Source organism: Methylobacillus draconifructus, assembly GCF_045984385.1.
Taxonomy (GTDB): domain Bacteria; phylum Pseudomonadota; class Gammaproteobacteria; order Burkholderiales; family Methylophilaceae; genus Methylobacillus; species Methylobacillus flagellatus_A.
Genome location: NZ_JBJQIJ010000006.1, coordinates 45,112 through 69,434, shown reverse-complemented (window position 1 = coordinate 69,434; position 24,323 = coordinate 45,112). Strand labels below are relative to the sequence as shown.

The window sequence follows — 24,323 nt, the reverse complement described above, 5'->3', positions numbered from 1 at the left end:
AATAGTATTGGATACCTAATGTCCCTGGATAAAATCAAAGTCATCCTTGACGACCCGAGACTGGGAAAGGAATTCCCATCACCCGCATACGCTACAGCTGGTTCTGCCGGCCTTGACCTGGTGGCATGCATCAATGATCGCCTGGTTTTGATGCCAGATACAAAACCTGAGCTCATCAGCTCTGGCATGAAGATCAATATCAAGGATCCTGGTTTTGGTGCTTTCATCATCCCCAGGTCTGGCCTTGGTCACAAGCATGGCCTGGTAATAGGCAACCTGGTGGGTTTGATCGATTCGGACTACCAGGGCGTGGTCATGATCAGCGCCTGGAACCGTGGCAAAGATCCTATCTTTATCGAGCCTGGCGACCGCATAGCACAACTGGTATTCCTACCTATTGCCACACCTGAATTCGAAATTGTCAGTGAATTCGAAGACAGCACTGCCCGCGGCGAAGGTGGCTTTGGCCATACAGGCAAATAGTCATGATCCTCGGCTGGCTAGAATGGAGTGCAATCGTATTTTTCTCGGGGATCTGCATAGGTAGCTTCTTGAACGTGGTCATCTATCGACTACCTATCATGCTAGGTATTAAGCAGCCTCCCAGAGATACTCCAGCTGGCCAGACGTTCTCGCTTAGCTTTCCAGCTTCTCACTGTCCTCATTGCCATCACAAGATCAGGTGGTTTGAAAACATCCCCCTGATCAGCTATATCGCGCTTAGGGGCAAATGCCGCACCTGTAAAGTTGGCATCCCTTTTAGATACTTCCTGGTGGAGCTCGTAACCGGTCTGGTCTTCCTCGGTATCTGGGTTCTGCTTACCCGCTAACGGCCTTGATCGCTTACGTGGTATAATGTTCGCATCTTATGTGTGAATTTTCATACCTGCCATGGCCCTGACACTTACCAACGAACAAAAAGCAATTGTCTCCACCAACGATAGGAAGGTAGTCATCAAAGCAGGCGCTGGCGCCAGCAAGACTACCTCTTTGGTTGAATATGCCAAAGCTCACCCTAAAGAGCGTATTCTTTATTTGGCCTACAACAAGGCGATTAAAGAAGAGGCCGATGGTCGGTTCCCAGCTAATGTAAACATCAAAACCTCTCATGGCGCTGCCATGAGCGAGGTCGGCAAATATTTCAGCCATAAGCTTACTGACTCGCTACGTCCACAAACAGTCATTGAAGCATTGGGCCTGGATAAGCGCCTTGTGCTATCTACACCCATCATGGCACGTTATGCCAAGAAGATTGTGGACATCATCAATCGTTACCTGGCGTCTACAGATGAAGACATTGGGCATTCCCATCTACAGATGAATCTATCTGACCCCATCGAGCGCCAGAACTTCAAGCCATTCGACTTGTTGGCACACGCAAACGAGATCTGGGACAAGATGACCAATCCCGACGATCATAGCGTGCCGATGCTGCACGATGGCTACTTGAAGATTTTCATGCTGGAGAAAATTAGCATTGGCAGGTATGACAGAATTCTCTTTGATGAAGGGCAAGATGCCAACCCTGTCACCCTGCAGATCCTGGTAAACCAAAATACACCATTTATCCTGGTAGGGGATAACAACCAGTCCATCTATGGTTTCCGTGGCGCTGTAGATGCCTTGCAGCAATTCTCTGACGCTACTGAATACCGTCTATCTGGCTCCTTCAGGTTTGGACCTGAAATTGCGATGGCGGCCAATAGGATTCTGTTGCTCAAGAGCAGTGATGACTTTATCCGCGGCGTGGGTAATGGTGGACAGGTATTGCTCCAGGAGAGGGAGGATGCCTGGCGTAATCTGGTGGGCGAAAATGAGAGGATCATGTACCTGGCGCGCGGTGCATTCAACTTGTTTGCTGAAGCCATTATTCAGGCAAAGCTAGGCAGGAAGATCAGCTTCTGCGGTGATATCAAGAGTTACCGCTTTTCGCGCCTGGATGACATTTACAAGCTCTTCAAAAAGGGCATCCCGGCTGATCCATTTTTGCGCAAATTCCAAAACTATGAGGATTTGAAGCGGTATGCAGTGAATGATATTGATATGGAAGCATGTTGCCGCCTGGTTGAACACTATCCCAATGACCTGCCTGAAATGATTAAACTGGTCCAGAAAGCAACGACCGAAAATCAAGATGAAGCCCAGATCCTGATGTCCACAGCACATAAGTCCAAAGGCTTGGAAATGGATACCGTCGTATTGTCTGAAGACTTTAAGGGCTTTTCCAAGGATCACTATTTCGGTTCATCGGGTGAGCCCAAACTGCTCAGGTCCGCTCAAGACGTTGAAGAGGCCAATGTTGTTTACGTGGCAATTACGCGCGCGAAGAATAAGCTCATCCTTCCATTCAATGCGAGAATCCTATATGAAAACATCAACATCACTAGGCAGCTTGTGGCCCAAGTTGCTTCTATGAGCCATATGCAACAAACAAGCCCTGAAGTTGAGAGGCACATGGCCAACAGGAGAGCCAGGTCTCTTTAAAACAAACTGTAGTGACAACAAAAAAGCCACCCGAAGGTGGCATCATATAAAAATTACATACTCCTGAGTGATATGTAAAATAAATGTATGGCTTGCTTTATTGGTTCAGGACTTAATTACATTTTTGGTGTATGAGAGTGGCCCTGGCCAAGCTTCGGAAGCTCAACCCTGATTTCTGGGAAGGTGTCTGATTCGACTGCGACCACATGATCGTAGCTGAAAAGGGCAATACGAAGGCTACCACCTTCCAGCTCGTACTTAGGATTGTTGTAAGGGAAAACAATTGCATCAATGTGAGCAAAGCTTTCATGCTTGCGCAGCTCGCCGAGCAAGGATGTGTTTTTGTGGATGTAATTGAGCTTCTTCCAGTATTTACCATCAGCATTTACAAGAGCTTCATCAATGCCATGCTCCTTCATCGCGAGCTTCCAAACACGGACAACCTGTTCTTCTAGGGACTTGGTCATGCGGATCAAGTTGAGCAGTCTGGTTTGAGGAAGCAGCTCAGGAGAAACCCACCCAATTGTTTCGCCAATCTCGACACTGACGCTGACGGAGTTGGTGTACTCTTTCCTGGCGTCCGCTTCGCGCTTGTAATCAGAGATTTCTTCGCGGGACTGAGAGAAGCCGTAATATCCGACAAGGCAATCTTCAGGGAGCACCACGCCGGGAGTATCCACATTGCCCACGGTGACGACCTCGGGCTTAGCGCCATGTTTAAATGAATGAATAAGAGCTAGTTTAGCAATGCTGCTCGTTGTTTGTTGAGACATATTGTCCTCTCAGTACATTTTATATGATACTACATAAGCATCAAGTTAGATTTTCTATTCCTGCTAGATTGCAACTTTACCAGTCATTAATGAGCAATGACTTTTCATACGTTGTCACTGATTCTACAGTAGTTTCAACAGGTTTTCCTAATGCCACATAAGGAAAAGTTGTAAATATTTGTGATCAATGAATTATGTAAATAAAGTTGACAAATCATTGTTTAAATACTCTCACTTATCGTATACTCTTGTCAATCATTGCAGCATTTTATCAATGTTGTTTTGTTATAGTGTTTACAAGTAATTAAATCGAATAAGAAAAACTGTTAACCAGCTACTAAAGCTGCATGCAATGTGCCCCGCTCATTAGGGGTGCAAAATGGAGAGAATAATGATTCCTTATGACAGAGCCTTTATTGGCCGCGACCTGGATGATTTCAGGCAGAAATTCGGTTACACCGTTGATGACATGTGTTTTGTATGCGGTACGACCAGAAATCGTTATTTCACGATGGCCACCAAAGAGAAGGATTTGCCAATCCGCGATGCTTCCATCGCTCTCATGTGCCGTTTGATTGATGCAAATGAAAAACTGATGTTCATCCCCAAATTCAAGTCACCACAAGAGCTACTTGCCCGACTGAGAAATGAAGGCCACACAATCACCCTTCGCGACTTCTCGGTATTAATGGGCAACAACTCAACCTCGGCCAATCGCTGGACCACTGGCCGCAAGCGCGCATCTCCTAGCGTTTACCGCCTGGCACATACAGTATACTCGCTGATTGATGAAGTTGGCGTTGCCAAGGCGATGCAAACAGTCCGAGACCTGGTATTGGTTGAATCTTTAAATCGCGGCGCACGCGACATCTTTAAGGACGGTCGCTGGGTGAATCCTGTGATCGAGGCTAAGCGCGTCAAGTCCAAGGCTCAAAAAGCTGTAGCGCAAAAAGACCAAACAGAACCAGTGGACTAACTCACTAATCTCCAATAAACCGCCTACGTGGCGGTTTTATTTTGCTTGGAGGAGGGTAAACTGGGTGATGATGCTGTCCCTTATCGGGAATTGATTACCCAGCAGACGCACTGGAAGTGTCGGGAGCCCAGAGCTACAAGCGTTAGGTGACCCCATAGCGCGGGGCATTCAGGCCGCAACGGGTGCTTATGTGGTATAATATAAGCATCCTTCAATGTTCAAGGCCGCGCTCATGACCACTCCTGCCACTCCCACCAAATCCGCTTACCTCATCAGGGCAATCGAGCTACTGCAGCATGAATTCGGTCGGTGGGGTGATTCTGAGATTGACGTGGAGGTTGAGTTCAACGATGAACCCTATGCGTCCGCTTTAAAGCACGCCCTGGAAGGAAAGCTCTATGAGAAGGTAGAGACCGCACTATATGAAATTCATAGTGAAGCCATGGCCGATGAGCGTCACGCTATTCTCGAAATCTGCACCAAGCAAGTGATGACAAAGCTAGATATCGAGTTTGGGGACGATGAAAACTACGATTCTGATGTTGTTGAATCCCAGCTTGATGATGCCATCAATAATTACGAGGTAGGAGATGAGCCCAGCGTCAATCTCGACATTTCGGGTCACACACATGTAGTCCTGAATTTCACTTCTAATAAGGATGACTACAACTCCTGGGCCTCAAAAATGCTGATGCTGTGCAGCACTGCCAATTTGCCCCATTTCCCGATACTCGAGTATGCCGCTTTTGATGGCAATATAAATACGTACAAACTCACCACTGCATTGCTGGAAAACCTGCAGCCCAAAGATTTCTTGGCCAATGCTGCTCTATTTGCCGCACCCTCCATTGAATTTGATGTGGACGATGAAGATGCAGAGGCACCGGTCATTTCGTACAAAGATCACATCAAAGAACAAACCATCTCTGCAATGAGGTTCATAGAGTTACTGGACTACGAACCGGGTTACGATTTTGGATTGGCATTCAGTCTGAGCTGGCAAGACCTGGAAGCAATCAACCAGGCCGCCATAGATGAAAAACCATTCCACCTGAAAGCCAAGCAGCTTGGTTTGTTTGCGATCGATTTTATTAACGGGGCAGGCGACTACTTTGTGGCCAACTCTGAAATGACAATTCCTATGGATTTACTAAAGAACCCTGATATAGATGTTTCTGATGACAGGGCTTATCGATATGGGATCCAGAAAATCCATGGTGATTTCCCATCTAGCTATGTCAGTGTTGCCGAGGGAAATCCAATGCCTGCTGCTGATCATTTGTACAGCGAGGCCATGTATCAGTATCAACTGGTCTACCACAGCATTAATGGTAACTATGGTGCCCTTGCTGACGTTTGGGAGGCAAGGGGGGTCGAGAAAAGCCTGTTGCCAGGCATGGTCCAGGGGGAATCCCTCGGTGCAGTCAGCCTGATGCACTATGCTGCATTGATACCGGATGCGTCTGACTCTATCGATATGTGCCGCTTCTTGGCAGAGCAGGGCGTCCAACAGAACGACATTCTCCCTACAGCAGATTGCTACCCAATCGACCTAGCGCTGGCAGTGCATGCCCAAGCAAGGGCCGTAAATGAACTCATGGATGAAGACCCATCGGCAGCAGAGCGCGTATTGAGTGATTTCTACGAGATTGGGGCCACCAGGATGCGTGAGGGCGAAATCATGGACATTATCCCCGAGGCGCTAGCCGCGTCGATCGTTGCGCAGCATGCAGCCAGACAGAACATAGAACATCAGCCAAAACAGAGGACCAAATTGAGAATGTGATATTAATTGCGTATGTGGTATTGACTTCGCAATGTGGGCTGGATATAATGCTATCAAATATTGCCAATAGGGGAGTGCCCAAATGAATGCGATAGCTGAACCAATGATGTTCAAAAGCCAGATGCAGATTGATTTCCTGAGTCTTATTCAGGCCTCCCCCGAGGCAGCAGCTCCAGCCGAGCTTCATCATACAAGTGATAGTCGCTTATATGATACCGTATTAACAAGTAGCCTCACCGACATGCATCAACGCATGGCGCAAACCACCAGTGTCGACAGCCTTGATTTCAGCAATGTGGAAAACTCTGCAGCGCTGATCTGCTCAGTCATCTCACAGGCAATCAGCGATTCAATGCCGGCAACATTCTTCCGCCCAAATTCCAAAACCGGGCTGTTCCAGAGCGAAGTCCCCGATGCTTATGATGGGTTCATGTTCTTGAGCACCGATCGCCTGGTGCTATATGCGAACGTCCTGGGCTTAGATGCGGATATCCATGTTCGCCGTTCGTGGGCCAAGATGTATGCACGCTGGAAAGCGGAAAAAGGCGAGGCAATCTTCGCCAATCTTATTGATCACCTGGTGAAACTGCTGTGCACCAATGCACCCGATTCTGCGGTGTATCTGGATGCCAAGGCATTCCAGCGCGGCCCCCAATTCAATTACTGGTGCAATGTTGGCGCTGCTAACCCTGAAGAGGTGAGGGCGGACATTGAACAGCGCGTCATCGAGCGTTCGATGATTGCCGGCTACAAGGTGGCTTAAGCTAGGCTCACCAAATTCTCACATCAAGAGACACCAAATAATCACATGATGACCAGGCAGATAAATTCAGCCCTGGTCATCCCGCTATTAAAGGATAGGATCTAAACCAATTATTCACATCTTGCCACCGCTTGCGGAGCACCATAAAACCAACTGGTCACATAGTGTTTGTAGCTGAATCCATTGCAACTCACCAAAAACTCACATTTTGGGTAGATTGGCTGAGGGAAATCGCACCAATAAATCACATTTTGATGGTTTTCAAGGCGCGTTTTCGTACCAAGGATTCACATAATGCCTATTCCATCAGAACTCCAGAGACGCACCAAACAATCACATAATGGTGCCCAGGGAGCGGTTTAAGCGCACCAACCGATCACATAATGGGCGTAATTTCTGCCCATTTTCAGCACCAAAGGGTCTCATAATGGCCGAATTCTGGTGGTTGGATGCCCATCTACGCCTATACCAAACGCTCACATAATAGCCACCTCGATATATTATATTCAGGTGGTTATAGTCATTTCCTCACGTAAATTGTTTGATAGTTCACATCCATTTCCCCACCAAAAGATCACATAATGATCCTGGTGGTTCTGATGGGCCTGGCATACGACTGCCTGCAGCTCACCAAATCATCACATCATAGCCATGATCGATTGATCTCCATCCTCATGGTGGCTTTCCCCCAAATCTTCACATAATGGTTACCCGGCATCAGACCTCCGTTGCTAAGTCATTGGCAAGTAAGGGAAGTAATTTGGATGTACCCTTGCTCAGGTAGAGCGAGGCTGGTATGGTTACTAGGCTGCATGCGGGTTTGCGCACCAACCGATCACATAATGGATCCACGTTTAACCCGGCAGAGCTGGTGATGATGGGAATATTTGGTAAACCAAATGATCACATAGTGCCCACCAAATGATCACATAATTGTTGTTAAGTTATTGATACTATGTAGTATGTCTGCAAATCAGCGATATTGATGTGTTTGACCAAATCTTCACACACTGCCACCAACCGATCACATAATGGGGCAGCCAAAAAATCACATTTTGGTATGCTTTGACACCAAGAACTCACATAGTGGCACCAAAAAATCACATTTTGGTGAGAAATAATCACTTAGAATCAGTGGGTTACACGCTCATAATAGCTTGCTGATTTTTTTAAATAGCTAGCCCCTGCTGTAAGTTCCCCAAAATCTCAAACCAAGAGGTTCGTTATTATGTGAGTATTTGGCATTGACTCCCATAATCAATCGGCCTAATGTCCGGTCTATGGCCGAGCAATCACAACAACTTGCGCTCCAAATATTTGATGAATTGAAGCTAACTGGTAGAAGTATTACCGAAAGCCCCGTCGATATTTCGTTTGCAAAGAACAACCTACTGATAGACCTATCAGAGCTTGGGTTAATTGCCAGACGCTCTCTCAATGCTGCCCTCTACATCGCCAGCACTATGCATCCCGATGAGAAGGGCACCTACCTTGTAGAACTGGATTACTTCAAGTGGCTCATCAACTTCGATAAATCCAACAATCTCAGCCACCTCAAGAAATCACTTCGAGATGCCCAAAAGTCTGCAATGCAGGTTCAGGTCATCGGGGAGACGTCCGATAAAGACAGCTGGGCTTCAGTCCCATTGCTGGGTGCAGCGGGTATTGCCAATGGCAAGGTGGCTTTCAAGGTCCCAGATGATGTGATCAAGCATGTGAAGAACCCAGAGTCCTACACTATGCTGAGCCTGCGGATTTCCTCAGCCCTGACAAGCCAGTACGCCTTGACCCTCTATGAGAAGCTGAATTCCATGCTATTCCGAGGTGGTACCGAGTGGATGACGGTTGAGAACGCGCGCGAGTACGCAGGCGCCTCTGGGGTCAAGACGCTGGAAAAGTATGGTGATTTCAAGCGGTATGTTTTGACACCAAGCATTGAGCAAATCAATGAACTGACTGATATTTCAGTGACATTGGAGACAAAGTGCACTGAAGGTACCAGGCGAATCACCCATATTAAATTCAAGGTCACCAGGAATGAGAATGGAGCTCTGAACCTGTATCGTGGCGTGCGCTTCGATCTCAAAGAAGTCTATGACATCCTGGTCACGGAGTTTGGTCTAAACCAAGACAATCTCAACGACATCATGGCCAACCGTAAGACCTACACGGATGCCAGGATACTGGATGCAGTCCACTTCACACGCGACCGCATGCAGAAAACCACGGTTAAATACCCAGCGCTCTATCTGTTGGAAGCGATCAAGAAAGGCCACAAACTCAGTGAAGCTGAGCTTAAATCCAAGCCCAAAGCAAGAACCAAGGACTTTGATCAGCCCAAAGCAGCTCCCAGGAAGAATCCGACTGCGGCCGACAAGGCTGCTGCAGAGTATCTGGAAGGGCTTGATGCCCAAGCTTTGGCAGATTTGCTTTCCCTGGTCGCCCAGGAGCACAGCGGCAATTCCATGATGACCAAAGACATCAAATCTAAAGGGCTATCCAGCAAGCGCGTTGAAGTTGCTGTACGCCAATACATCATCTCTCACGGTCTGGTTTGATCTTGTCATTGTGTGAGGATTTGGTGTCATACCAAATTCTCACATCATTCCCCTTTTCTATCATGTGATGATTTGGTTTTACCCGGGCAAATGCCCATCTAAACACTGCTCAAAATCGGTATGTCGCTTATGTGGTATAATATAAGCAATTAATACTAGATAGCGGTCTTTCATCATGATGACTACCACGCCTGTTCCCAGCATTGAAGATCTTCTGACTGGCTTAAATCCCGAGCAATACAAAGCGGTTGTCACGCCTGGCTCCATGTTGGTGTTGGCTGGCGCTGGATCGGGTAAGACTAAGGTTCTCTCCAGTCGCATTGCCTATAACATCAAGAAAGGCGTGGACCAAAACGACATCCTGGCTGTGACGTTCACAAACAAAGCGGCCAAGGAAATGAAGGGGCGTATTGCCACGATGCTGGGTGAGCCTCCCAAGGATCTGTGGGTAGGGACCTTCCATAGCATCTGTAACCAGATGCTCAGGCAATTTGGCATGAAGATCGGCATCAATCCCGATTTCCACATTCTGGATGCTACTGATCAGCAGTCTCTGGTGAAACGCATCCTCAAGGATATGAACGTCACTAATGACGATCTTAAAATCCGCCAGGAGACGCTGGGTGGGATTGTGGCGCAGATCTCGAAAATCAAAGAACACGGTGGACGTTTAACCAATCGCAAAGGCGATCTGGTTGAAGAGGTCTATGTGAAGTACGTGGCTGCGTGCAAGAAGGAAGGCGCCATGGACTTTGAAGATCTGCTCATGAAGACGAATGAGGCGTTGTCTGCGAATACAGCCGGCATGGCTGATTACTACCGCGCCCGATTCAGTCATATCCTGGTGGATGAGTTCCAGGACACGAACCCAGCGCAATACAAATGGCTTTCTCTCATTAAGGGGGAGAGTGCTGAGCTATTCGCCGTGGGTGATGATGATCAATCCATCTACGCGTTCCGCGGGGCTGATCCACAGTCCATGAACAAGTACCTGAAGAATATTGCCTCGGGCAATATCATCAGGCTGGAACAGAACTACAGATCTACCGGGAATATCTTGGAGGCTGCCAACGGGGTCATATCGAATAATGACAACCGGATTGGTAAGACTTTGCGTACCGACCAAGGGCAAGGTGAACAAGTTAGCCTGGTTGAATTCCACAATGATCAACAGGAAGCCAAGTTTATCGCCAGGTCAATCAAGGATCTGCTGAATAGTGGGGTCAAGCATAGTGAAATTGCGGTGCTATATCGCTCGAATCACCAGTCGGCATCTTTGGAAAAGAAAATGCTCGAAATGGCGGTTCCCTATGTCATTCATGGAGGCACAAGGTTCTTTGAAAGGCAGGAAGTCAAGGATGTGCTGGCTTACATTCGCATGGCCTTCAAGCCTGAAGACAACTCCGCGTTCTATCGTGTGATCAACCATCCACCGCGTGGCCTAGGCGCCAAGTCCCTTCAGCCAATCTATGAGTATGCCAAGTTATCTGAGCAGAGCTATATGGATGTGGCCATGGACCAGGCGCATGAAGGCAATGAAAAGATCGCGCAGTTTACTGACTTGATCATGGAATTTAATATGGCCATGGGCAAGATGAGCCTGCCTGATTTTTTTGAATACGTCATTGAGATGTCTGGGCTGCTGAAATTCTATGAGAATGAAGAGGACAGCGAAAACCGACTGAATAACATGATGGAGCTGGTCAGCCTGGCATCTCGCTTTGAGGATGAGCTCAATATTATTCCTGAGAGTGCCCGGGAAATCATGGGCAGTTTCCTGTCCACCTTTACGCTGGAAGATGCTCCGGCAGAGGAAAGACAGCAAAACCGCAAGAAGGCCGTTACCCTGATGACAATCCATGCATCCAAGGGCCTGGAATTCGAGCATGTGTTCCTGAATGGTGTAGAGGATGGCAGCCTGCCTCACAAGAACGCCCTGGGTGAAGACGGTGGGCTGCAAGAAGAGCGCCGCCTGATGTATGTAGCAATCACGCGCGCCAAAAAGAGCCTGGTGGCCAGCTTCTCGAACAACCGCTATATCTTTGGAAAAAACGAGGAAAGGGATCCATCAAGGTTTATCGAGGAAATCCCTGAATCGGCCTGCAGGATGAGGAAGTTTGATTTGCCAGATCATGCCAAGAAGGTGCAGCAGGGCGGAGGCTTGGCAGCATTCAGGAAATCAGGCCCAAGGATGTAACATATCCAAAAAAATGCTTATGTGATATACTATAAGCGTTTAGTAGGTATTCACTTGATTGTTCCATCAATTAATTTGGAGGTATGGAAATGGCTAATGGCGCTAAAAACGCAGCTCCTTTTTTGAGCTCTTCTGCTGGCATCAAAGCGGGTGACGCTAATGTTGGTTTGACCCTATGGAAGAACCTGGACAAGTCCAAGGAAAATATGCCTGATGTGACAGGTTATATCAACAAGGATGGCCAAAAGACCTATGTGGTGGGCTGGCTGATCGCCGGTGGCACCAAGGAAGGCAAGGAATACTTGCCATTCATCTCCCTGCGTGCTGATGTACCTGATGGCAGTGGCAATTACTCCCGTTTGCTGGAAGGCACAGGCCAGGGCATGAACACCTACAAGGGCGAGCCTGTCACTGAAACCCATCGTTCCCGTTTGCTGGCCAACCTCAAGAATGTCCAGACTGGTGAAACCTTTGTGGCATCTGGCTATGCCACCGAAGGCCTGGTTAATGATGAAGAGCTGGCTAAAGCGCTGGGCTTCACTACCAAGATCGTGGGTGGCACGCCCAAACAAGAGCAGCCAGTTGATGATGGTGGCGTGGCGGATCAGCAAGAGCACCAGGAATCCCGTCGCCAGAATCCGCGCCCATAACTCAGCGGTAGGCAATTAAAAAAAGAGAGGTTTTCCTCTCTTTTTTTGTTTGTGCGCATAAAAATTTATTCTGCCCTGAATCCCGTTGTGCCATATTGCGAACATGGTATAATATAAACAATATAAAACAACTAAGGTCACCCTTGCAGATGATCGGAAATCATATGGGAAATGGTCAACAATCAAGAAGTGTGCTGGATTACAGAAGGGCGTTCAATTTTGCCCTGACTGTAGGCCTGCCTGCGAATGTTCCATTCCAAAGCATGGACCTTAACTGGCAGATTGCACCGAATGATCAGGCTATTACAGCAGGCATTGAGATCCGTGGTGCCTCGGTAGTGGCTGTGCTGTCCATGAATTATCGTGGCCGCACTGTCCAGATGGTTAGGTTGAGTTTCGATGGCAAGGTGACCAAGTCAGAGGGCTTGCTGTTCAAGGATAATATGGAAAAAGCGTGCAATTGCTTTAGGGCTCACCTGGATACTATGCTTTATGGCCCGGTGGGTACGCCTGTTGGGAAGGTGGTCATGCAATGAGGGTAAGTGATTTTGGATTCCAGTCCACAGGCTTCCCTGACGGCATGGAGCTTGAAATCAGCGCTGGTCTATACCAGATCGCCAATAGCTTTGGTTTGAATCCAGCTATCCTGGGGTCGGGCATCCTGCTCTCTATGGGTGATGCTCCCTCGGTTGAGCTGGACCAGATCTCCAATCGCGTCAAAATCGTGGTTGATCCAAATGTCAGCCGCTCTGGCCTGGCGTACCAATGGGCGCTTGCGCTCCACAAGTTCAATTTCATCGAGTCCTATGAGGACACGATCAATCACCTGGTCTACACCTTCATTTCCCCTGAAGAATTCAATAAGCGCATGGTCACGCGCTGGAAGAACGCTGAAATGGGGATCCAGCACGCGATGGAATCTATATTCGACAATGCATCTGATCCAGAGCTGGCAGCCCTGGCCATGCGCCAATTCAATGGGTACCTGGATGGCGTGGTGGTGAACAGCACTGATGGTGCAGCTGAAATGCTCAAGCGCCTGCGCAAGGATGGTGAAGCCCTTGAGTGCGAGGTCGACAACGATACCTGCGCATTGCTGGCACTGTTGCTGGGCATGCGCGCAGAGTGCATTCGGGATATCCAGGGGTCTGCCAAATCGGTGGACAGGCTCCATGATGGTTCCATGCGAACCAAGCTTTCTTACTTCGCCAGAATGGACCTACTGGCTGAGTTGGACCAATACAGCCATGTAACTGAGATTGCGCCTGCAATCGCTATAGCCAGTTACGTCTCAAAAGAAATGAAGGTCGAGTTCAACATCTACGACAGGAAGCTTCTTCCAGTCGCGAATGAGCTCGAGGAAATTTCGGGCAGGATCCCAGCGTTTGCTGCGGAGATTGCTAAAAGACAGGAAAGCCTTTTCGATGCTGATATCAAAGCATCCCTTCCGGCACCTGGTATTAAGTTGCGATAGGGAGTTAATTCATGATCGACATTGATGCAGTTTTGAACGACATCGACAAGGCAGAGGCTGATTACCTTGGCATTGAAGATATGGGCGAGGTATTCGCCCTGGATGGCCTGGAGAGTGATTTTATTCCTCAGGCACCAGTAACCAGGAATGTGAAACGCAAGGTTGTAAGTACACATTCAAGCCGCGGTCGCGTGGATGACGCCAGCGATTACCAGGTTTATGATTTTGGGGACCGTTAAGATGACAACTGCCGTGAATGAACAAGCTCAAAATGCTGTGACGCCTCTGCGTATGGCATTTAATGCCGTGCTGGCCAAGATTCTGGGTGACCAGATGCCCTGGCAAGTGGATCATGCTGTCTTGATGCCTATGGGCCTCAGTGGCAAGCAAATTGCCAACATCAACTACATGCTGCTGGCCAATGAAAACCAGGATAGCCGCTGGGCCTCTGCGGTCGACCTGCAGAACCTGGGCCTGGCACCCCGCGAAGGCGAAAAGCCAACCCACATTGTGCACTGGTGGAAAGCCCGCACAGCAGGCGAGGGTGATGATGTTTCCCAGCTGATCAATACTGCAGCAGCCGTGCCGGTATTCAATTTGGCGCAAGTGGATCACAACTTGCCTACGCTCAGCACTCAGGATGCCCTGTTCTCTGGCATCGAGCTGCAGAACCTGGCCAAGAATGCTGGCGTGCACCTGGTATTCGATGAAAACGACAATGAGCTGTATCTGGAAGACACAGTCAATGTGGAATTCGATAACCCGACCCCAGATAATGTCGGCCTGGTCATTGCCGGCCTGGTTGCCTGGGCGCGTGATGAGCATAAGCTGAACATTCCGGCCAATGATACGATTGGCAGCAAGTTCCTGGATGCCGTTGCCATCAGCATGCTGGCAAGTGAATATGGCGTCCCAGTGCCTGCGGTCGTTCGTGAAGAGCTGGCAGCGCGCAAGGGTGAGCTTGTTGCTCACCTGGAGGCAAACCCAGCAGTGGTGCTTTCTGTGTCCAGGCAGGCCTGGGAAGTGCGTCAATTCATCAACCAGTATGCACCTGCCAGTGTTGATGAGCATAAGGATGGCAATACAGCGTATACTGATGCCAGCAATCGTGGGCTACCTAGCTCTCCAAAAACCTTGTACTAAGGGGTAGTACATGTCTCAAGCCCAAGCGGTCGCGCAACGCCAACAATATCTTCTCTCGGATGAAAATCTGAGCTTCCAGGAAGAACTGGATGACATGAAGACTTACCTGGTTGGCGAGGAATTCATTTCAGGTTATGGCGTGCCTCGCTTTGGGATGTTGAGCATCTTCGGGCGCTCGGTGCCCATGTATGCCTATGACCATCCTGATATCAAGAGAAACTTTGGTACGACGGCTTTTACGGATGGCGCCAATATCTTCTATTGCACCGATTTCCTGGACCAAATCCTCCAGGATGATAATGGCCGCAAGGGCACATTGTTCCTAGCATTGCATGAAATCTCCCATAACGCATTCAGGCACTTTTTCCGTTGCCTCGAATACCCGGCGGATATCGCAAACATTGCGCAAGACTATTCGATCAATACACGACTCAGGCGCGATTTTGTGGAAAGCCAGAGTCCTGAAAAGAATGTTCTGGCACCTTTGCCTGCCGCATTGGCGTGCGGCATAGGTTTTAAGGAAGGCGATATCGAAAAATATGCTCATCGCAGTGAAGAGGATATCTGCCAGGAACTCATGAAGAATGAGGATGACATGATCAAGGCGCTCCAGGATGCCATGGGCAAGGGGCAGCAAGGTCAGAAAGGCCAACCTGGCAGTGGTAAGCCATCTCAAGGCAAGTCTCAGGGTGGATCTGGCAGCCCGGGTGATGACGGTGAAGATGGGGACGGTGGTGAGCCTCAGGACGGAGATGGTGGCGATCCTCAGGATGGAAAAGGCCAATCGGCCGGCATGGGTACGGAACATCTTGTTTCCCCTGAGCAGCTGGCACGCGTTCTCCGTGGTGCTGGGCTAGGCCATGTTGTCGACAAGCTCAAGATGCCTGTGAACGCTGATGGTGAGCTGGACAATGACAAGGTCAAGGCGCAGGAGCAGCAGCAAATGAGCTCCCTGCAAAATGCTGTCACTGAAATGGCCGCCCATAAGCAAAGGCTTGGTGACCGCACCCCTGGTGCACATTCCCAGTCTTATGCTGAGCAAATTATTGGCAAGATCAACAAGCCCAAGATTAGCTGGAAGACATCAGTCAAGACAGCCATTCTGGGTAACGGTGTGCGCACGACTCACTCGATGGACGTTCCTGGTGATGCGTACTTCATCGATCCTGCTTACATGAACATGACCAATCCGCTCTATTTGGGCGCCAGGGTGCCCTCTAGGCCAAATAGCTTTGTTTTGGCGCTGCTGGACACTTCTGGATCCATGCATCCTGATTGGTGTCTGGAGTCAGCTTCCGAGATATTTGGCTTACTGCAAGCGAACCGCAATAGTGCTCCTGATGTAGTGTTTATGCATATTGATACGGTCATTCGTGGGAATGCGATTGTGATCACGCCACAGAATGTTGAAAAGATGATCAAGGATGCATTTGCTATCCGTGGCGGTGGTGGTACCAGCCTGACCATGGGCATCAATATGGCGCTCAATTCGCCTGAAGTTTTGAGCCGCGTGAAAAAAGGCATGAAGATGAGCTCATTGCTCTATTTCACTGACCTGGGTGACGCGCCTCCACTGCGTGAGAATCTGCCAGAAAAGCTGCCAAAGAACTTCCTGTATCTGGCTAGCCCTGGTACATACAATGATCACTTTGCGAATGCTGTTTCAGACTACGCAACAGTGGTGTCCATGGGAGAGCGGCAGGATATTGATCTCACTATGGATAAGGTGAAGGTTACGCCTATTCGGAAAGCTGGACAGTAAAGATAGATTGAAAGAAAAAGCCCGGGAAACCGGGCTTTTTTGTGGGTGTCGCCATTAAACTTGCTGGATTACCTAATCTCGTATATGGTACTATATAAGCGATGTAAACTAATATTTCTGCACGTTGATATTCTATACCAGGTGCTGCCAAAGGTGAGCCGATGAAAATGCTAAAAACCATGTGGAAAAACATTTGTAGTGTTGGAGCTGCATTCCGGGGGAAATCTATTTGGATTCTCGCCCTGCTGGGGGCAACTGCTTACCCTATAGCCGCGTTTGCGATTGATCTCAATGCTGCAGGCATTACACCTCCGCCTGACAGTGATGTCTCGCTCCAGGCGATCGGCAAGATTACAGGCCTGGCTGGTGGTGAGGCGGTAACAAGTGTGCTTTCCGACATCATGACGGTGTGGAACGGCTGCATGATGTTCATTGGCACCGTGATCGTGGGTTACATCATCATCGCGGGTGTGCTGAAGTCTGCTCACGAAGGTGAAGTGCTCGGCCGTCAATGGTCCACGATGTGGATCCCAGCGCGTGCCACGATTGGCCTGGGCATGACCGGCCCGATCGTCGCGGGTTATTCTGCCGTCCAGTTGCTGGTGGTTTGGGTTGCCATCCAGGGCGTAGGCATGGCCGATATGATGTTATCTGCAGCTGCAGAACGTCTCGCCAAGAATGGTGGGTTTATCTCCTCACCTGAGCCCAGCCGTGACACCTATGAGCTCATGAAGAATCTGTATGTCAGCACTGCATGTGCGGTGGCATACAACCGTGAGATCCAGAATTCTCGCAATAGCGGCAATATTGAAGGTTACCCCACAGGTGCTGAAGTATCGCTTGAAGCCTATGGTGATGAGCCAGCGAAGCTGACATCCCCATTCAAGAAATATGGCCTGCGTATGGGCTACTCTGGTGACAACATCATCAGCAACGAGGTTTGCGGCAAATTCGAATGGGGTGTGGGTGACGTTATCGCTACCCAGTATGAAGCCTCTGGCTCCACCGGCACCGGCTTTGCAAATCTTGTTGACCGTGTCGACATGATGTTTGACTCCAGTGTCTCGCGCAATATCGTGCTTGCCCAGCGTGATGGCTTGATTGAAGCCTACAACAAGATTTTGCCATTGGTTCAGCGCCGCTATGGCCAGCAAGGCATTGATCTGGGCGCGCCACCATCTGCAGCTGAAATGAAGCCTGCGATGGACGCGTACATGAAGAAGCTGACAGAGAACGTTGCAACGATCAAATCCCACATGGATGCCCAGGGCCTGGGTAACTTTGCTGCCAACGTGACCAAGGATGGCTGGGCAATGGCCGGCGCCTACTATGCGCGTATCGGCCATATGAATGCTGCTGCCAATGACATCATTCGCTCAGCACCAAACAACGTTGAATCTGATATCCCAGAACCAAGGATTGGTAACAATTACTTGGAAAATGTTGCCATGACCATCAGCAGTGCTGAAGAGGATGTGGCCAAGCTGGCCGACTCCCTGGTTTCTGGTGCAGACAAAGAGCGCGAGTTTATGTTAGGTACCGGTTTGTCCGGTGCGGTGATGCACCCATTCTTGAATATGCAGAACGGCATTATCAGCTACCTCAACAGCACTGGTGACCCAATGTCACGCTCTCAGGCTATTGGTCATTTGATGATCGATGCAGCATACCTCGCAACTGGTGCCCAGACTGTGGCCAGCCTTACTCCTGCTGGCAGGGGTGGGAAGATTGCTAGTAAGTTGAGCGAACTGAAGAGTGGTGGCAAAAATGGCAACGCCAAGATGGCCGGCATGATGTCCGGCGTCATGGGTTTCATAAACTCTGCAATATCAGTCCTATTCCTTGCGGGAGCGATGCTGGCGTACATTTTCCCGATGGTGCCATTTATCCTGATGTTGTTCGCCGTCATGAGCTGGCTGACAAGCTTCTTTATTGCTGTGATTGCATCACCCCTGTGGGCGATCTCACATGCAACGCCTGATGGCCATGAAGCGTTTGGTTCTGGCTCCAATGGTTATGTGTTGTTGATGTCGGTGACACTGAGGCCTAGCCTGACTATTTTGGCAATGTTCGGTAGCTATGCGATCATGTTTGCAATGGACACCATATTGGCCAAAGGGTACATGGTGGCCTTCGCTGGTGCCCAAGTAACCTCAGCTACAGGCATCATTGGTTTGGTTGTTGGTTGTCTTTTGTATGCCGCTATCAGCCTGATGATGGTTTACGGATGCTATCGTTTGGTTCAAACTGTGCCTGACGCGATCCTTCAATGGGTTGGTGGTCGCGACGATGACTCTATCGGTGTTGAGCAACACAATGACAAGGTTGTGGCTGCAGCGATGGTGATGAGAGGTCAAGCGCATCAAATGAGTCAAGGTGCTTCGGCTGCAGCTGGTCTTGGCAAGGTTAAGCAAGATGATAAAAATAGCAAAAAGAACAATGCGGCCCTGAGTCCAGGGGCTACGAAACCAGATAACAAATTCTAACTGAAGGGAACTGCAGGATGTTCGGTCGAAAAATAGATACTGGTATCGGTGGGTTGTTTGCCTACAACCCCCACCTGGAAAAGCCTGTTGCCCAAAAAACAATAGAAACTCGGGAAGGCAATTCTATCGACTACTGGCACGACTATGCCCTGCAGCTGCAGGATCAAGTTAAAGGCTTGGTAGCGAATCGGGATGAGGCTGTTCAGGTAGCCATTGAGCGTAAATCTAATGATGCTGGCCTTCGAGCAGTTGTACGTTTGCTGCTGGGGGAATTGCGTAAGACTCAGCCAAATCACCCACTTTTGGACAAAAAAAATCGGGACAAGGTATTTAACGAATTTGCGCAGGCGGAATTGGAAAAAATCCTAGCAAGTCGTAATGAGCAGGGTCGGTCCTGGGATCCCCTCAGGCCAGGTGAAAGGCAATCAGAGTAATCAATCCTTAATCAAATCGAAAGCCCTTGCCAGTTGTGACTGCAGGGGCTTTTGTTTATTTGGCATCATGCTTTTATTGGTAGCAATATTGGCTTCAATTGTAGCCAATAAGAAAACATTCTATATCTTCCAGCCTGCACTGGATTTTTGCTGAGGCCTATCTGGCAGTATTAAAGGTGCATTCACTCGCTTAAATACCGGCTCCCATTGCGGTTTTGCACTACTGGCGGGTTGCTCATTCTATAAATGTACGAAATAACGTACATATACATCAATGTATAGTAATCTATATGATTGACAAAACGATCTTTTTTGGCTACAATATACTAACTAAAGGTAGACGGAGATTGTCTGGATGCTTACTCATGATTTTATTACGCAGCTGACGACAATACTGAAGGCCAGGCGGCTCAAGGCTGGACTGACACAGGAAGATCTTGCCAGGGAAGTGGGTGTCCGACGTGCGACTGTGGTGGACATCGAGAATGGCAAGAATGTCACCTTACACAATATCGCGCTGATTGCTGACTTTTTGGAAATTCAATTATTGAATACTGAGAAGATGAATGAGTTGCTAACAGTCGCGCCTCCTGATCCTCAAGGCCCAAAAATTAACGCACGTCTTTATCCTCAGTTACTCAGCCTGCTTTGGGATCGTAAGCATGAGGTTAATGCTAAAAAGCCTGTCATGATCACTGCTCAAGAGGCCTATGCACTGTATGAGAAGCAATTTCGCTTCATTGATATCGATGCGATGGTACCCAAGGAATTGAACCTGTTTCAAAGGTTAAAGAAGACAGTGGGAAATGGAGTATATCTTGCAGCCTGAATATCATCGTGAGCACCACAAGAGAATTGCCAGGATACTGTCCAGCATGGATGCGGATTATTTTCTGCGAAATGAAGTATTTTTTGGTGGCGGTACTGCAATCTCATTATTGTTAAACGAATATCGCACCTCTGTAGATATCGATTTCATGGTGGCCAGCCAAGATGGATATAGGGCGATTCGTGAATCAGTGTTTGATCGTGGTTTGGGTGATTTCTTCATTGGCGGAGTTGTTCCACCATTGGCCCGGGATGTCCGGGCAGACATTGATGGTGTGAGGACTGCCATTCTGGTTGATGGTGTCAAAATCAAGTTTGAAGTGATACGAGAGTCCAGGATTGAGCTGGTCGGTGGGATTAATGAGTTTGTTGTGCCCAGCTTATCCCGCGTTTCACTCTTTGCAGAAAAGCTGCTTGCAAATGCCGATCGTGGCAACGCTGCAGATTCTCAAAAGAAAGATATCCTGGATTTACTGTGCATGCAGATGGAATGGGGTCCAATACCAGATGCGTCTATTAGGCTGGCTTCAAATGCTTATGGCTATCGCGTGATCAAAAGTGCGTATGAAGATGCCATGAATGTAATTCAGAGTAATAACCTGCCCAATATACTGATCAGCCTGGATATTCTTCCTAAGCAGAGAGTGCGAATGATCTCTGCAATTGAAAGTGGTCACTACTCCATTCTTCCGGAATTGCAAAGAGCGTTTACGCCGTAGCATGGAAAGCTCAATGCATGTCGCGGTGAAAGCTGCCCCTTGGGTCATTCGATATGTAGTTTAGAAAAGCCGGCTATCCGGATTAGACTGTGTTTGAAGGCTCACAGCTGTCCGGACTCCAGTAGCTCGATTAGTGTGTTTATGTCAGCCCCGTATTTCTTTGGTGGCCCTGGCGACTCGTGTAGGTGCACGGCCTTCGGCTTGCCCTTCCTTGGCGTCAAAATCTCGCACTTCGGGCACCACATTTTGGCGAGTGGCGCCTGGATGGCGAGGAACAGATTCGCCATGTTCTCGTCGTCGGTGACGTAAAAGCTCCCATGAACGTGACGAAAACCGTGATCGGCAAGCACAGCACCGATTTCGGTGTAAGCCTGAGTCACACCCTGAGGTGATGGTTTTCGGTATCAGCCACACCAGATCAAAAGCCACTTCGTACATCAGTGCGCATCCGGGTCATCAGACAGATGGGTCCAGCGGTACTCCGCCTTCTCGCCCGTTTCAACCATCGTGACCTCGATCATCCAGTCCCCATCATCCAACTGGCGAAGGGCTTGACCAACCTCGTACTTCGGGCCGAACGGGCCGAAGCTCTTGATCTTGCCGACCGGTACGGACGGCGGTGCGATGACTCCATGCATATTAGAGTTGCTAGCCGTAATTCAATGAAACCATGAATGCAATGCAGCGCCGGCCAAATAATTTCCTTAACTTTTATAGTGTGGCGACCTATAATATCTCTTATCTAATATAGGATTCGCGATATGAGTGACTTAGACAACCAGGTTCAGCAACATCAGGCACCAAAAAAGCTATCATGGATCCGCCGTAAAATTATTGAAGGTGCGGATATCCAGCTCAATCCAGAGCGCCAGGAGCTGAAAGGCATGGTCAAGGATTCCTTCAGTATTAGTCCCCTGTATTTGCCCAAGGTGAAGTTCTGGAACTCTCCGGATACCAAAACAGTTTGGCGCGCCTTCTGTCGCCTGATCTTGAAGTACAGCCAAGACCATGAACCACGCAATGAGAGCTTTAACAAGATTTGCCAGGAGCGTGGCGTCACGGAAGAAGCCATTGTGTCCATAGAGCGCAGCCTTAAGTGGACTTCGCGCATTGCACTGGGCACAGCGCTTGGATCTGTGATTCTGGCCGCCTGGTACGGCAGCTTGACTGCCTGGCTGGTTGGGATCGGCTCCGCCTTCATGTGGGGCACTATCTGGTGGAAATACAGTTTCCGCTTGTGGCAGATTCGCATGCGCAGCCTGGATATCAACAAGGCATCAGTGAAAAAATTCATGGAAGGTGAGTGGTACCTTGAGGCGCTGAAATAATGCGCAACCTCTATGATTACAGCTCCAAGGTGACTGCCGGTGATATTGAAGCGTTGATCGCCGATGGCGCCAAGGTCGACCATCCCAATGATAGGGGTTTCACCTCCCTGATGATGGCGTCCTGTTTCGGGTACGAAGGTGCTGCGGAAGCTCTTTTGATCGCAGGCGCCAATATCAATGCCCAGGATAAGCAGGGTAATACCGCGCTCATGCTGGCGTGCTACGGTGGACAGACTTCAGCTGTGCGTTTCCTGCTGGAGCATGGCGCAGATCCGCTGATCACTGATAACGATAGCAATACCTGTGTGCAAGCTGTCAAAACCAGCCCAGGTCTCCAGGATGATGTGGTCGACAATATCCTGCAGCTATTGAGTGACCACGGCGTGGCAGTTACTACGCGTGGTACCGACCTCCCATATTACAAGGGCATCCCGATCCCATTTGGCCTAGCAGCCTAGTGCTGGCAAGGGTTCCCAGCATGCTCATATTGACAAAACCTCTTATCTAGTATATAATACGAGATTAATTGGTAATCATATGAGGGCTTTCCCTTGCTACGTTTGTTTTTTGACTTCGAATTCGATCCAGTTTTAGATACTCCAATTTCGTTTGGTATGGTTGGCGGTACCGATGCTTCCATTAGCTTCTACAGGGAGTTCAAGGCGCCGGCAGCAGGCTATAAGTCTGAATTTGTCTACGATACGGTTTTGCCTTTGCTGACCAAAGACCCAAGCGAAAGAACGAGCCCGGGCATTCTTGGTGGTGAAATCACTCAGTTCATCCTGGATCTATGTGAAGCCAACAACACAAGACCTGCAGATGTCATCCTGACCTGCGATAGCATTGAAGATGTCCAGTACCTGGAACAGTTTTCAGGCGCCGTATTCAAGGTGGAATGCATAAGCTTCACCTCATTCGATGAGGAAAACATGTATTCCGACATGTATGCATCAGAGTTTGACCCGATTACTTTCCCCAGGCACAACGCTCTCAATGATGCGGTGGCCATGAAAAACGCATTTGAAGCCCTGGCAACTCAGCGTTCGCTGAATCCCCCACAAAAGAGGCACTCCCCGAGTTTTAGGCTGGCTGCTTAGAATGGCCATAGATGTAGCTGAGCAAGCCAATCGCCAGGCCTCGTTACCACTTCCCATCTGGTCGGATCATAAACGTGGCGTGCCAAACGTCATCGCCAGGTCAGCATTGTTCCGGGTTGGGTCCACCAAAACCAAACGTGAATACCTAGAATCCCAAGAAATTGCCTCTTACGGCAAGACGGGCAAAATCACCTACACAGGTTTCGAGCTGCGCCAGGATGATGCTGATGTTTTCCTCCAGCTGATCCACCTGCAGCGCATGTCCAGTTTTGAAGATGGGGTTGAGTTTTTGACCACCCCCATGCTCAAGGTCCTGGGCAGGTCCCAGAATTCAATCTACACAGAGAAGCTCAAGAAGTGCCTGGTCAGGTTGCAAGCCACGGCCTTGGTGGTCGAGTCCACAGAGGCTGAAGGGCGCTCCATAGGTTATTCGGGCAGCCTGGTATCCAGGTTCTCCTGGCGCGATGAGTCTGGTGAGCCCAGGCGGAGCTGGAGAGTATGGTTTGATCCCAAGATCGTCTCGCTTTTCGATTGGGCTGCCTACTCACAGTTTGACTGGCAAACCAGGATCAAGCTTGGTCCCCTGGCCAAGTGGCTGCACCTCAACTACAGCACACACAAAAAGCCACTGCCGCTCAAATGCGAAACCCTCATGTATGCGTGTGGTTCCAGTATGAAACAGCTCAAGCACTTCAGGCAGGAGCTCAATCAGGCGGGTAGGGAGCTGGTGGAGCTGGGGTTCCTGGAATCCTTCTGCATCGATCCAAAGCGTGATGTTTTCGTGGTTGCTAGAGCAATTTCAAAATAGGGAGTATGCAAAATGAAAACCCAGACGCCCTGTTTCACCAGTTGCACAATTAAAATC

General features: G+C 49.1%; 24 protein-coding genes. 22 read left to right on the top strand and 2 right to left on the bottom strand.

All coding sequences use genetic code 11. The features are described from left to right. Positions 1–24 precede the first annotated feature (24 nt). The 3 genes from dut to ACKF11_RS13035 all read left to right on the top strand — a co-directional run bounded on the left by dut (position 25) and on the right by ACKF11_RS13035 (position 2,484). Positions 25–483 (top strand): dUTP diphosphatase, encoded by a 459-nt coding sequence (dut, locus tag ACKF11_RS13045; RefSeq protein WP_407997573.1) that lies wholly within the window; start codon positions 25–27, stop codon positions 481–483. 2 nt (positions 484–485) lie between these two features. Further along, positions 486–830, top strand: a complete 345-nt coding sequence (locus ACKF11_RS13040; protein ID WP_407997400.1) for a prepilin peptidase — start codon at positions 486–488, stop codon at positions 828–830. 61 nt (positions 831–891) lie between these two features. Then, the gene (locus ACKF11_RS13035; RefSeq protein ID WP_407997399.1) at positions 892–2,484 is read left to right on the top strand and encodes a UvrD-helicase domain-containing protein; all 1,593 of its coding nucleotides are present in this window, start codon (positions 892–894) and stop codon (positions 2,482–2,484) included. 116 nt (positions 2,485–2,600) lie between these two features. Here the strand turns inward: ACKF11_RS13035 and ACKF11_RS13030 are convergent, their stop codons facing one another. Further along, positions 2,601–3,257 carry a hypothetical protein gene (locus ACKF11_RS13030; protein WP_407997398.1) on the bottom strand — a complete coding sequence of 219 codons (657 nt, stop codon included), beginning with the start codon at positions 3,255–3,257 and terminating at the stop codon, positions 2,601–2,603. Positions 3,258–3,648: 391 nt separating this feature from the next. On the opposite strand from ACKF11_RS13030, the gene ACKF11_RS13025 reads away from it, so the two are divergent. The 15 genes from ACKF11_RS13025 (at position 3,649) to ACKF11_RS12955 (ending at position 21,033) form a co-directional block, all read left to right on the top strand. After that, positions 3,649–4,233, top strand: a complete 585-nt coding sequence (locus ACKF11_RS13025; protein WP_407997397.1) for a hypothetical protein — start codon at positions 3,649–3,651, stop codon at positions 4,231–4,233. A 214-nt stretch (positions 4,234–4,447) separates the two neighbouring features. Continuing rightward, positions 4,448–6,019: a hypothetical protein gene (locus tag ACKF11_RS13020; protein ID WP_407997396.1), complete on the top strand. Its 1,572-nt coding sequence runs from the start codon at positions 4,448–4,450 to the stop codon at positions 6,017–6,019. 82 nt (positions 6,020–6,101) lie between these two features. Beyond that, complete coding sequence (locus ACKF11_RS13015; RefSeq protein WP_407997395.1) at positions 6,102–6,782, top strand: hypothetical protein; 681 nt, start codon at positions 6,102–6,104, stop codon at positions 6,780–6,782. Between the two features lie 1,280 nt (positions 6,783–8,062). Beyond that, on the top strand, positions 8,063–9,340 hold the full coding sequence (locus ACKF11_RS13010) for a replication initiation protein (RefSeq protein ID WP_407997394.1): 1,278 nt from the start codon (positions 8,063–8,065) through the stop codon (positions 9,338–9,340). Positions 9,341–9,515: 175 nt separating this feature from the next. Further along, the gene (locus ACKF11_RS13005; protein ID WP_407997393.1) at positions 9,516–11,537 is read left to right on the top strand and encodes an ATP-dependent helicase; all 2,022 of its coding nucleotides are present in this window, start codon (positions 9,516–9,518) and stop codon (positions 11,535–11,537) included. Between the two features lie 89 nt (positions 11,538–11,626). Then, positions 11,627–12,187: a class II aldolase/adducin head domain-containing protein gene (locus tag ACKF11_RS13000; RefSeq protein WP_407997392.1), complete on the top strand. Its 561-nt coding sequence runs from the start codon at positions 11,627–11,629 to the stop codon at positions 12,185–12,187. Between the two features lie 164 nt (positions 12,188–12,351). Beyond that, positions 12,352–12,723 (top strand): hypothetical protein, encoded by a 372-nt coding sequence (locus ACKF11_RS12995; protein ID WP_407997391.1) that lies wholly within the window; start codon positions 12,352–12,354, stop codon positions 12,721–12,723. Next, positions 12,720–13,661: a hypothetical protein gene (locus tag ACKF11_RS12990; protein WP_407997390.1), complete on the top strand. Its 942-nt coding sequence runs from the start codon at positions 12,720–12,722 to the stop codon at positions 13,659–13,661. Before ACKF11_RS12995 ends, ACKF11_RS12990 begins: the two co-directional genes overlap by 4 nt. An 11-nt stretch (positions 13,662–13,672) precedes the next feature. Beyond that, positions 13,673–13,900 carry a hypothetical protein gene (locus tag ACKF11_RS12985; RefSeq protein ID WP_407997389.1) on the top strand — a complete coding sequence of 76 codons (228 nt, stop codon included), beginning with the start codon at positions 13,673–13,675 and terminating at the stop codon, positions 13,898–13,900. Positions 13,901–13,952: 52 nt separating this feature from the next. Further along, complete coding sequence (locus ACKF11_RS12980; protein ID WP_407997388.1) at positions 13,953–14,804, top strand: ArdC-like ssDNA-binding domain-containing protein; 852 nt, start codon at positions 13,953–13,955, stop codon at positions 14,802–14,804. Positions 14,805–14,814: 10 nt separating this feature from the next. Further along, positions 14,815–16,566: a DUF2201 family putative metallopeptidase gene (locus ACKF11_RS12975; RefSeq protein ID WP_407997387.1), complete on the top strand. Its 1,752-nt coding sequence runs from the start codon at positions 14,815–14,817 to the stop codon at positions 16,564–16,566. Positions 16,567–16,727: 161 nt separating this feature from the next. Beyond that, positions 16,728–19,052: a DotA/TraY family protein gene (locus tag ACKF11_RS12970; protein WP_407997386.1), complete on the top strand. Its 2,325-nt coding sequence runs from the start codon at positions 16,728–16,730 to the stop codon at positions 19,050–19,052. Between the two features lie 17 nt (positions 19,053–19,069). Next, positions 19,070–19,486 carry a hypothetical protein gene (locus ACKF11_RS12965; RefSeq protein WP_407997385.1) on the top strand — a complete coding sequence of 139 codons (417 nt, stop codon included), beginning with the start codon at positions 19,070–19,072 and terminating at the stop codon, positions 19,484–19,486. A gap of 355 nt (positions 19,487–19,841) precedes the next feature. Beyond that, positions 19,842–20,315 carry a helix-turn-helix transcriptional regulator gene (locus ACKF11_RS12960; RefSeq protein ID WP_407997384.1) on the top strand — a complete coding sequence of 158 codons (474 nt, stop codon included), beginning with the start codon at positions 19,842–19,844 and terminating at the stop codon, positions 20,313–20,315. Further along, positions 20,305–21,033: a nucleotidyl transferase AbiEii/AbiGii toxin family protein gene (locus ACKF11_RS12955; RefSeq protein ID WP_407997383.1), complete on the top strand. Its 729-nt coding sequence runs from the start codon at positions 20,305–20,307 to the stop codon at positions 21,031–21,033. Before ACKF11_RS12960 ends, ACKF11_RS12955 begins: the two co-directional genes overlap by 11 nt. Before the next feature lie 437 nt (positions 21,034–21,470). Here ACKF11_RS12955 and ACKF11_RS12950 read toward each other — a convergent pair whose 3' ends face one another. After that, entirely contained in the window at positions 21,471–21,671 is a 201-nt protein-coding gene (locus ACKF11_RS12950) for a DUF5397 domain-containing protein (RefSeq protein ID WP_407997382.1), read from the bottom strand. A gap of 123 nt (positions 21,672–21,794) precedes the next feature. Here ACKF11_RS12950 and ACKF11_RS12945 point away from each other — a divergent pair, with 123 nt between their 5' ends. From ACKF11_RS12945 to trfA, 4 genes are all read left to right on the top strand, one after another. Then, complete coding sequence (locus ACKF11_RS12945; protein WP_407997381.1) at positions 21,795–22,361, top strand: hypothetical protein; 567 nt, start codon at positions 21,795–21,797, stop codon at positions 22,359–22,361. Further along, a complete protein-coding gene (locus ACKF11_RS12940) occupies positions 22,361–22,819 on the top strand; it encodes an ankyrin repeat domain-containing protein (RefSeq protein ID WP_407997380.1) in 459 nt (152 codons plus the stop codon). The genes ACKF11_RS12945 and ACKF11_RS12940 overlap by 1 nt, the downstream gene beginning before the upstream one ends. A 93-nt stretch (positions 22,820–22,912) precedes the next feature. Beyond that, on the top strand, positions 22,913–23,458 hold the full coding sequence (locus ACKF11_RS12935) for a hypothetical protein (RefSeq protein ID WP_407997379.1): 546 nt from the start codon (positions 22,913–22,915) through the stop codon (positions 23,456–23,458). A 1-nt stretch (position 23,459) separates the two neighbouring features. Continuing rightward, positions 23,460–24,266: a plasmid replication initiator TrfA gene (gene trfA, locus ACKF11_RS12930; RefSeq protein ID WP_407997378.1), complete on the top strand. Its 807-nt coding sequence runs from the start codon at positions 23,460–23,462 to the stop codon at positions 24,264–24,266. Positions 24,267–24,323: the final 57 nt, after the last annotated feature.